The sequence below is a fragment of the Sulfitobacter sp. HI0027 genome (assembly GCF_001634775.1).
GTDB lineage: Bacteria > Pseudomonadota > Alphaproteobacteria > Rhodobacterales > Rhodobacteraceae > Sulfitobacter.
In genome coordinates, this window is the sequence record NZ_LWER01000264.1 from 41,611 (window position 1) to 50,668 (window position 9,058).

The window sequence follows — 9,058 nt, forward strand, 5'->3', positions numbered from 1 at the left end:
AATGCTTGAACTGATTCTCATTCTGCTGATCGTCGCCGCTGTGGCGGCTCTCTTGGGCTTTGGTCGCGTGTCGGGGGCTGCGATGACCGGGGCAAAAGTGCTGATCGGCATCGTGCTGGTGCTTTTCCTGCTCGTTGTCTTGGGCGTGATTGCGCTGGCCTGACGCGCTGAGCTACAAAACTGGGGATCAAGGCGGCGAAAGCCCCCTTGATCCTTTAACGATTGCCCCCTATACCCCGCACATCCGGAATCGCTTTGGCGGCTCCGGTGCTTTGCGTTACGGCGCAAGCGAATAAAGCAATGACGACGATACCTCCGGCGGGGGGCCATGATCGAGAATGATCCCGGCGCTGCCCGATAGAACCCGAAGCTCTGGGTCGCGACATAATTTCGTGGAATACCGCGAACATCATAGGAGATAGGTCAGATGAACCTGATCGCAGAGATCGAGGCGGAACAAGTCGCCGAGCTGGGGAAAGAGATCCCCGACTTCCGTGCTGGTGATACCGTTCGCGTTGGCTTTAAAGTCACCGAAGGCACCCGCACCCGTGTGCAGAACTACGAAGGCGTCTGCATTTCGCGCAAGAACGGCCACGGCATTGCCGGGTCTTTCACCGTGCGCAAGATTTCCTTTGGCGAAGGCGTGGAACGTGTGTTCCCGCTGCATTCGACCAACATCGACAGCATCACCGTTGTGCGTCGTGGCCGCGTCCGTCGCGCCAAGCTTTACTACCTGCGCAGCCGTCGGGGTAAATCCGCACGGATCGTCGAAAACGCTCACTACAAGCCCCGCGCGAACGCATAAAGGACTGGTCGATGAAAACCGATACACATCCCGAATACCACATCATCAACGTCAAGATGACCGACGGCACCGTTGTGGAAATGAAATCGACATGGGGCAAAGAAGGCGACCAGCTGTCGCTCGACATCGACCCTTCCGTGCACCCCGCGTGGACCGGCGGCACTGGCCGCATCATGGACACCGGCGGCCGTGTGTCGAAGTTCAAGAACAAATATGCAGGTCTGGGCTTCTAAGCCTACCCTACATTGCGAATGCAAAGGCGCGGCCCCTATGGGTCGCGCCTTTTGCGTTTGGGGGTGATGGGGCCGGGACCGGGCGTATTTGGCAGGCGGTGCGGCGGTATTTTTAAAAGGATGAAATGAGGGAGGGCTGCGCATCGGTGGACGCCGGCGCGCAGATAGGCTGATGGGGTTAGAGGCGGCGCTCTTGGAGGGCGGCTTGGGTGCCGTAGCCGTGCAGGTGCGAAAGCACCGCACCGTAGGCGATCAGCAGGTAGGCGAGCAGCTCGGTGCCTTCTTGGACGGTGGTTTTGACTTGGGGGTCATAGGCGGCGCCCATAACGGCCTCCCACAGGGAGCCGGTGCCGAAGGTCCGCGAGAAAAAGAGCAGCAGCACCACACCGATATAGACAAAGGTGGCAGAGCGGGTTTGCAGATGGTGCAGCATCGGCAGGAGCGTTGTACCGCGGTTGCGCCATGCGATGAAGCTGCCCACGGCGAGTGTCACGAGGGCGGGGTAAATCCAGAACCCGTGCTGGATACGGTCGAGCGCGGCGTCATATTCGCGCAGGAACATGCAGGCGAAGAGCGTGGCCACCAGTGTGAGGTACCCCCGCATGCCCACATGTTTGTAAGCGCCCAGCATGAAGATGGCAGCCGCAATAGCGAGGAAAGTATTGTGCAGATGTTCTGTCAGCGAGTCTTCGGAGACGCCATCGCCCAGAACGGCTGTATCAAGGTAAACCGTGACCGGCACCAGAGCCACCAGCAGGCAGACAAGCGCGAATTCCGCGATCACTGCGCCCAAAGAGGGCAGCACGCCGCGCGCGGTCGTCGGTTTTGAACTGCTGGATGTGCCGGGGTTGTGATCTGCCATAAGGGGGCCTTGATTGAACGGTTACTTGGACCGCCAGTCAGGGCGGTAAGGCGCGGTGTTACACTGCGCCTTAGATGGTGAAAATAAGGCAAATCCCTCTGTTGTCCAAACGCGGCAGCGCTGCCACGGTCGGGCTGAACAAGCCGCCTCGCCACTTTCCAAAGCGGAGAACCCTACATATAGTGCGGCTCAACAATATCCTGCTTTGAAGGGCAGGCGCGAAGGGACAGCAGTATGGCGCATATAATCGTCGTCGGTAACGAAAAAGGCGGCGCGGGCAAATCGACCGTTTCCATGCATGTGGCGACGGCCTTGGCGCGCCTTGGCCATAAGGTCAGCGGGCTGGACCTCGACCTGCGGCAGCGGACCTTTGGCCGCTATATCGAGAACCGCCGTGATTTCATGCGCGAGTCCGGTCTGACGCTTGCCAGTCCGACGCTTTGCGAATTGCCGGATGTGGAGGCCAGCAGCCTGCGCCCCGGCGAGAACATGTATGACCACCGCATCAGCGCGGCGGTGGCGGAGTTAGAGCCGGATAATGATTTCATTCTGATCGACTGTCCCGGCTCTCATACCCGGTTAAGCCAGGTCGCGCATTCGCTGGCGGACACGCTGATCACCCCGCTTAACGACAGTTTCATCGACTTTGACCTCTTGGCCCATATCGATGCCAATGGGGAAAAAATCACCGGGCCGTCGGTCTATTCCGAGATGGTTTGGAATGCGCGGCAGCTGCGCGCACAGGCCGGGCTTTCGGCGATTGACTGGGTCGTGGTGCGCAACCGTCTGGGTGCGCAGCGGATGGTGAACAAAGAAAAGATGGAGCGGGCGATTGGCAATCTCAGCAAGCGGATCGGCTTTCGCACCGCACCGGGGTTCAATGAGCGGGTGATCTTTCGGGAGCTTTTTCCGCGCGGCCTAACGCTGCTGGACCTCAAAGATATCGGGGTGAAACAGCTCAATATCTCCAACATCGCTGCGCGGCAGGAACTGCGCGAATTGATCAAGGCGTTGGACCTGCCGGGCGTCACCCCCGACTTTTGAAGTTAGTGATGAGGCAGCGGCGGCACGACACGGCGGCGGCGTGACAGGGCAATGAGGTTCGACAGGAACAGCGCGCCCACGACGATGCCGCCGCCGATCAGCGCGTAGATGCCCGGATCTTCGCCCAGCACCGCCCAGACCAGCAGCGGGGCAAGCACGGATTCCAACAAGACCAGCAGACCGACTTCCGCGCTTGAGATATAGCGCGGCCCGAGCGCGATGAGCCCCGCGCTGGCGGCCATAAAGACCGCGTAGAGCAGCATCTGCGGCAGTTCTGCGGCGGGCATTTGCAGGGGCTGCGCCACCGGCAGCAGGACCGCCCCGGCCAGCAGATAGGCCAGCGCAACCGCCGGCACCATCGACACCGCGCGCGCGTGGCGCGCCGCAGTCAGCGCACCGGCAAAGATCGCCGAGATCGACAGCGCCAACAGGTCCCCCGCGCGCGAGGCATTTTCGGTCTCGCCCGAGCCAAAGGCGATCACGGCAAGCCCGGCCAGCACCGCCGCGATGGTAAAGAACATGCGTCGGCTGATCGGCTCACCCAGAAAGACCTTGCTGTAGATCGCCGCGAAGACGGGCAAAGAGGCGAGGATAAAGACCACATTCGCCACCGAAGTCAGGCGCACCGCCAGCACAAAGCCGACCCCGGCGCAGGCCACGCCGCCGACGTAAATCGCGCTGGCCCACCCTGCGCGGCGCAGGGCGCGGAAGGGCGCGGTGCCTTGGGCCAGTAGCAACCCCGTGCCAATCGCCAATCCAACGAGGGTCACTTTCCAGAACGCCAGCGTCAGCATCGGCGCGTCGATGACGCGCACGAAAAGCGCTTCGGGAACGATGCACATCACCCCGAAAAAGGTGAGCAGGAGGCCTTTGGTTTGATCAGTCATGCGCCATCGGTGGCGCTTTCCGCTGCTTAAGTAAAGCCCCCCGGTCCCGCTCCTGACAGCTTGAGCAACGCCCGACGCAGCACATCGGCCTCGGCGGGGTCAAGCGCATCCATCAATGCCGCATCATAGCGCCGTGCCACGGCGCGCAGATCGTCATAGGCCGCTTGGCCCTGCCGGGTCAGCGATAGATATTCGACCCGGCGGTCATCCTCATTGCGGGTGCGGTCAACAAAGCGGCGCTCATTCAAACGATGCACAGCGCGGCTGATTTTGGTTTTATGCATCCGCGCCCGCTGGCCGATGTCACTCGCGGTGAGACGGCCATAAAGGCCAAGATGAAACAGCACCCGCCACTCTGTGCGCAACATCCCGTAGCGGTCTTTATAGATCTGCTGAAACTCCAGCGAAGACGCTTCTGCCGCTTGGTTCAGAAGATAGGGCAGGAACTGTTGCAAATCGAATTTGTCGGTTTCCATATCACGCCGCTTGTTAGTTACAAATACAACTATTACCGTTGCAACAGATTCTGCAAGGGGGCACAGATGACCAGCCAATCAAAGCCATCAACGATGACAACCGCGGCCACCACCTCGGGCACGCATCCGGGCTATATGCCCGGTTTTGGCAATGATTTCGAGACGGAGGCCCTGCCCGGTGCGCTGCCGCAGGGCATGAACTCCCCGCAGAAATGCAACTACGGCCTCTATGGCGAACAGCTTTCAGGCACCGCTTTTACCGCGCCGTCTCATCAGAACGAGCGCACGTGGTGCTACCGCATCCGGCCTTCGGTCAAACATTCATCGCGGTATGAGCGGATCGACCTGCCCTATTGGAAATCCGCCCCGCATCAGCCGCAGGACGTGACCAGCCTTGGCCAATACCGCTGGGATCCGGTGCCGCATTCCGACGCGCCGCTGACGTGGCTTACCGGCATGCGCACCATGACCACGGCGGGGGATGTGAACACGCAGATCGGCATGGCGAGCCATATCTATCTGGTCACCGAGAGCATGGTGGACAGCTATTTTTATTCCGCCGACAGCGAGCTGCTGATCGTCCCGCAGGAAGGCATGCTGCGCTTTTGCACCGAGTTGGGCGTGATGGACATCGCCCCCCAAGAGATCGCCATCATCCCGCGTGGGCTGGTCTACCGTGTCGAAGTGCTGGAGGGGCCGGCGCGGGGGTTTGTTTGTGAGAACTATGGCCAGAAGTTCCACCTGCCCGGCCGCGGCCCGATTGGCGCCAACTGCATGGCGAACCCGCGTGATTTTAAGACGCCCGTGGCGGCGTTTGAAGACCGCGAGGCGCCCTCGACCGTGACGATCAAATGGTGCGGCCAGTTCCATGAGACCAAGATCGGGCATTCGCCGCTCGACGTGGTGGCTTGGCACGGCAACTACGCCCCGGTGAAATACGACCTCAACACCTATTGCCCCGTGGGCGCGGTGCTGTTCGACCACCCGGACCCGTCGATCTTTACCGTTCTGACCGCGCCTTCGGGCGTCGAAGGCACCGCCAACATCGACTTCGTGCTGTTCCGCGACCGCTGGATGGTGGCCGAAGATACCTTCCGCCCGCCGTGGTATCATAAAAACATCATGTCTGAGCTGATGGGCAATATCCACGGTCAGTATGACGCCAAGCCCAAGGGGTTCATCCCCGGCGGGATGTCCCTGCACAACATGATGCTGCCGCATGGGCCGGACCGGAATGCGTTCGAAGGGGCGTCAAACGCCGAGCTTGCGCCGCATAAGCTCGACAACACAATGTCCTTCATGTTCGAGACCCGCTTCCCGCAGCATCTGACCGAATTCGCCGCCAAAGAAGCACCCCTGCAGGACGATTACATCGACTGCTGGGAGAGCCTTGAGAAGAAATTCGACGGCACACCTGGCAAGAAGTAAGCCCGCCTGCCCCCTGAAAGGACCGACATGACCCTGATGACCTCTTGGGTGGAAAGCGCCAACAGCGCCGATACCGATTTCCCCCTCAACAATCTGCCCTACGGTGTTTTCACGACCAATCGGCTGGAAGCGCGCTGTGGCGTGGCGATTGGCGATCAAATCCTCGACATGGCCGCTTTGGAGGAAGAGGGGCTAATCACCCTCGCCGAAGAGCCGGTGTTCGATGTGCCCTATTGGAACGATGTGATGGACCTCGGCCCTGCGGCATGGGCCTCCCTGCGGGCGCGGCTGGTGGAATTGCTCTGCGCCGATGCCCCGGATCAGGCCGCCGTCGCGCCGCATCTGGTGCCGATGGACGAAGCGCGGCTGCACATGCCGATGATGGTCTCGGAATACACGGATTTCTACGCGAGCAAGCATCACGCGACCAATGTCGGCACGATGTTTCGCGGGGCCGAGAATGCCCTGCCGCCGAACTGGCTGCACATTCCCATTGGCTACAATGGCCGCGCCTCTACCGTCGTCGTTTCGGGGACCGAGATCACCCGCCCCAATGGCCAGCTAAAAGCCCCAGACGCCGATGCGCCGCATTTCGGCCCCTGCCAGCGGCTGGATATCGAGCTTGAGATGGGCGCGATCGTCGGCACTTCGACCGAGATGGGCCAGCCCGTCAGCATCGACGAGGCGGATGAGATGATCTTTGGCTATGTGCTGCTCAACGACTGGTCAGCGCGGGATATTCAGGCGTGGGAATACCAACCCCTCGGCCCGTTTCAGGCCAAGGCATTTGCCACGTCGATCTCTCCTTGGATCGTGACCCGCGACGCGCTTGAGCCGTTCCGCACCTCGACACCTGAGCGCGAAAAGGACCTCTTGCCCTACCTGCGCGAAACCAAACCCGGCCTCTATGACATTGACCTGTCGGTGCTGCTCCAGCCCGAGGGGGGCGGAGCCGAAGAAATCGCCCGCACCAACTACCGCGAAATGTATTACTCCGCCGCGCAGCAGTTGACCCATCACGCCTCTTCGGGCTGCGCGATGAACGCGGGCGATCTGCTGGGCTCCGGCACCATCTCCGGCCCCGAAAAATCACAACGCGGGTCACTGCTGGAACTGTCATGGGGCGGCAAAGAGCCGATCACCCTCGCAGACGGCAGCAGCCGCAGCTTTGTCGAAGACGGCGACACGCTGACCCTCACCGGGCACGCGCAGGGCGACGGCTTCCGCGTGGGTTTCGGCAGCTGCACCGGCAAAATCCGCCCGGCAATCGACTTTTCCTGAACAGGCCGCGCAACCGCGCAGACAAACCAAGACAGAAGGACATCACATGGCCAAGCAATTCGCATCCCAAGGCGACATGACCGAAAAGGAAATCTCCTTCACCGAGGTGGGCGAGGGACTTTACGCCTTCACCGCCGAGGGCGATCCGAACTCTGGCGTCATCATCGGCGACGACAGCGTGATGATCATCGAAGCGCAGGCCACACCGCGTCTGGCGAATAAGGTCATCGAATGCGTCCGCTCGGTCACCGACAAACCGATCAGCCATGTGGTGCTGACCCACTACCACGCCGTGCGCGTGTTGGGGGCATCGGCCTTTGGCGCGCAGCAAATCATCATGTCCGAGAAAGCCCGCGCCATGGTCGCCGAGCGCGGCCAAGAAGATTGGAACAGCGAATTTGAACGCTTCCCCCGCCTGTTTGAAGGCCACGAGAGCATCCCCGGCCTGACCTATCCCACCACCACCTTTAACGGCCGGATGAGCGTCTATCTCGGCAAGCGCCGGGTCGATATCATGCAGTTGGGCCGCGCCCATACGGCGGGGGATGCGGTGGTCTATGTGCCCGATCAGAACGTCATGTTCACCGGTGACATCGTCGAATACCACTCCGCCTGCTACTGCGGCGATGGGCATTTCCACGACTGGCCCGACACGCTGGAGCGCATCCGCGCCTTTGACCTTGATGCCATTGCACCCGGTCGCGGCGACGCGCTGATTGGCCGCGATATGGTTAATGCCGCAATTGACAGCACCGCTGACTTCGTGCGCTCAACCTACCGTCCGGCGGCCCGTGTGGCCCTGCGTGGCGGCACCTTGAAAGAGGCATGGGACGCCGTGCGCGCCGAATGCGACCCTAAGTTCGGCGACTATGCAATCTATGAGCACTGCCTGCCCTTCAACGTCGCCCGCGCCTATGACGAGGCGCTCGACATCGACACGCCGCGCATCTGGACGGCTAAGCGCGACAAAGAGATGTGGGAGGCGCTGTCGGACTGATGCCGCTGCCCGCGCTCCTTACCGGCCTGATCATACTGGCGCTGGCGCTCTGGTTCTATCTGGTCTTTGCACTGGTGATGGATCACCGCCGCCAAGCTGCGCGCCGGAGCGGGCAGCCCTACGCCGGGCTGCGCGATACGGCACAGGTTTGGTCAAAGATGCTCCGCGCGCCAGAGCACCGCAAGTCGCGCCGACGGGTGACGCTGACCACACTGGCCTTGCTTGTCCTGCTGCTTTTGCGCGCTCTTGTCTGAGGAAACCGCCATGGCCTATGCCTACACCCCCTTTCCCTACAACCCCCCGCCCGGCCTCACCGCGCCCGAGCCACGGCACCCGGTGGTGATCGTGGGCGCCGGCCCCATCGGGCTGTCTATGGCGGTGGACTTGGCCCTGCGCGGGGTCAAATCGGTCGTGCTGGATGACAACAATGTCGTCTCGCTCGGCTCTCGCGCGATCTGCTGGGCGAAACGAACGTTGGAGATTTTCGACAGGCTGGGCATCGGCGAGCGGATGCTGGATAAGGGGGTGACATGGAAAGTGGGCCGCCAGTTTCACGGCGAGAGGGAGGTCTATAATTTCGATCTGCTGCCCGAACCGGGGCATAAATACCCGGCCTTCGTGAACCTCCAGCAATACTATGTCGAAGAGTACCTTGTTGAACGCGCACAAGATTTCCCCGACCTGATCGACCTGCGGTTTCTCAACAAGGTGACCGATCACAAAGGCCACGCCGATCACGTCGAACTGACGGTTGAGACGCCGGACGGGCCGTACCTACTGGAAACAGACTGGTACATCGCCTGCGACGGCGCGGGGTCCGCCACCCGCAAACGCATGAACCTGCCTTTCGAGGGCCAGACCTTTGACGAACATTTCCTAATCGCCGATGTAGAGATGGAAACTCCTCGTCCTGTCGGGCTTCTTTTCGGGGTCCGAGACCGCATTGACCGCCGCCTCGCGCGGGAAGCTGCGCGCGCAGGCCGACAAAGGGGCAAGCGGGGCGATACGGGCGCTCAAAATCACCGAGGATAACGAGCGGCTGATC

General features: G+C 61.4%; 12 protein-coding genes and 1 pseudogene. 10 read left to right on the forward strand and 3 right to left on the reverse strand.

The genetic code is table 11. The annotated features are described in order from the left end of the window. Position 1: 1 nt before the first annotated feature. The 3 genes from A3722_RS23470 to rpmE all read left to right on the forward strand — a co-directional run bounded on the left by A3722_RS23470 (position 2) and on the right by rpmE (position 1,038). Positions 2 to 163: a DUF1328 family protein gene (locus tag A3722_RS23470; RefSeq protein ID WP_082849512.1), complete on the forward strand. Its 162-nt coding sequence runs from the start codon at positions 2 to 4 to the stop codon at positions 161 to 163. A gap of 264 nt (positions 164 to 427) precedes the next feature. Further along, a complete protein-coding gene (rplS, locus tag A3722_RS15445; RefSeq protein ID WP_067627182.1) occupies positions 428 to 805 on the forward strand; it encodes a 50S ribosomal protein L19 in 378 nt (125 codons plus the stop codon). Between the two features lie 11 nt (positions 806 to 816). Further along, positions 817 to 1,038, forward strand: a complete 222-nt coding sequence (gene rpmE / locus A3722_RS15450) for a 50S ribosomal protein L31 (RefSeq protein ID WP_067262252.1) — start codon at positions 817 to 819, stop codon at positions 1,036 to 1,038. 178 nt (positions 1,039 to 1,216) lie between these two features. Here rpmE and A3722_RS15455 read toward each other — a convergent pair whose 3' ends face one another. Continuing rightward, positions 1,217 to 1,900: a hypothetical protein gene (locus tag A3722_RS15455; RefSeq protein WP_082849513.1), complete on the reverse strand. Its 684-nt coding sequence runs from the start codon at positions 1,898 to 1,900 to the stop codon at positions 1,217 to 1,219. A gap of 234 nt (positions 1,901 to 2,134) precedes the next feature. Here A3722_RS15455 and A3722_RS15460 point away from each other — a divergent pair, with 234 nt between their 5' ends. After that, positions 2,135 to 2,944, forward strand: coding sequence for a division plane positioning ATPase MipZ (locus A3722_RS15460; RefSeq protein WP_067627180.1), 810 nt, complete (start codon positions 2,135 to 2,137; stop codon positions 2,942 to 2,944). A 2-nt stretch (positions 2,945 to 2,946) separates the two neighbouring features. On the opposite strand, the gene A3722_RS15465 is transcribed toward A3722_RS15460, so the two are convergent. After that, positions 2,947 to 3,831, reverse strand: a complete 885-nt coding sequence (locus A3722_RS15465; RefSeq protein ID WP_067627178.1) for a DMT family transporter — start codon at positions 3,829 to 3,831, stop codon at positions 2,947 to 2,949. A gap of 26 nt (positions 3,832 to 3,857) precedes the next feature. Beyond that, a complete protein-coding gene (locus A3722_RS15470; protein WP_067627177.1) occupies positions 3,858 to 4,307 on the reverse strand; it encodes a MarR family winged helix-turn-helix transcriptional regulator in 450 nt (149 codons plus the stop codon). Between the two features lie 66 nt (positions 4,308 to 4,373). Between A3722_RS15470 and hmgA the strand changes: the two genes are divergently transcribed. From hmgA to A3722_RS23475, 6 genes and pseudogenes are all read left to right on the forward strand, one after another. Further along, positions 4,374 to 5,735: a homogentisate 1,2-dioxygenase gene (hmgA, locus tag A3722_RS15475; protein WP_067627175.1), complete on the forward strand. Its 1,362-nt coding sequence runs from the start codon at positions 4,374 to 4,376 to the stop codon at positions 5,733 to 5,735. Between the two features lie 27 nt (positions 5,736 to 5,762). Beyond that, positions 5,763 to 7,016 (forward strand): fumarylacetoacetase, encoded by a 1,254-nt coding sequence (gene fahA / locus A3722_RS15480; protein ID WP_067627173.1) that lies wholly within the window; start codon positions 5,763 to 5,765, stop codon positions 7,014 to 7,016. A 46-nt stretch (positions 7,017 to 7,062) separates the two neighbouring features. Next, a complete protein-coding gene (locus A3722_RS15485; protein ID WP_067627171.1) occupies positions 7,063 to 8,013 on the forward strand; it encodes an MBL fold metallo-hydrolase in 951 nt (316 codons plus the stop codon). Continuing rightward, entirely contained in the window at positions 8,013 to 8,267 is a 255-nt protein-coding gene (locus A3722_RS15490; RefSeq protein WP_067627169.1) for a hypothetical protein, read from the forward strand. The genes A3722_RS15485 and A3722_RS15490 overlap by 1 nt, the downstream gene beginning before the upstream one ends. Before the next feature lie 118 nt (positions 8,268 to 8,385). Next, positions 8,386 to 8,859 (forward strand): annotated as a pseudogene (locus tag A3722_RS15495) (FAD-dependent monooxygenase); the annotation flags it as partial. Between the two features lie 64 nt (positions 8,860 to 8,923). After that, on the forward strand, positions 8,924 to 9,058 hold a 135-nt coding region (locus A3722_RS23475; RefSeq protein ID WP_150120512.1), incomplete at its 3' end, for a CNNM domain-containing protein.

Coding starts and splice junctions, on each gene's coding strand:
- A3722_RS23470 (WP_082849512.1), top strand. CDS start 2: ATGCTTGAACTGATTCTCATTCTGCTGATCGTCGCCGCTGTGGCGGCT.
- rplS (WP_067627182.1), top strand. CDS start 428: ATGAACCTGATCGCAGAGATCGAGGCGGAACAAGTCGCCGAGCTGGGG.
- rpmE (WP_067262252.1), top strand. CDS start 817: ATGAAAACCGATACACATCCCGAATACCACATCATCAACGTCAAGATG.
- A3722_RS15455 (WP_082849513.1), bottom strand. CDS start 1,900: ATGGCAGATCACAACCCCGGCACATCCAGCAGTTCAAAACCGACGACC.
- A3722_RS15460 (WP_067627180.1), top strand. CDS start 2,135: ATGGCGCATATAATCGTCGTCGGTAACGAAAAAGGCGGCGCGGGCAAA.
- A3722_RS15465 (WP_067627178.1), bottom strand. CDS start 3,831: ATGACTGATCAAACCAAAGGCCTCCTGCTCACCTTTTTCGGGGTGATG.
- A3722_RS15470 (WP_067627177.1), bottom strand. CDS start 4,307: ATGGAAACCGACAAATTCGATTTGCAACAGTTCCTGCCCTATCTTCTG.
- hmgA (WP_067627175.1), top strand. CDS start 4,374: ATGACCAGCCAATCAAAGCCATCAACGATGACAACCGCGGCCACCACC.
- fahA (WP_067627173.1), top strand. CDS start 5,763: ATGACCCTGATGACCTCTTGGGTGGAAAGCGCCAACAGCGCCGATACC.
- A3722_RS15485 (WP_067627171.1), top strand. CDS start 7,063: ATGGCCAAGCAATTCGCATCCCAAGGCGACATGACCGAAAAGGAAATC.
- A3722_RS15490 (WP_067627169.1), top strand. CDS start 8,013: ATGCCGCTGCCCGCGCTCCTTACCGGCCTGATCATACTGGCGCTGGCG.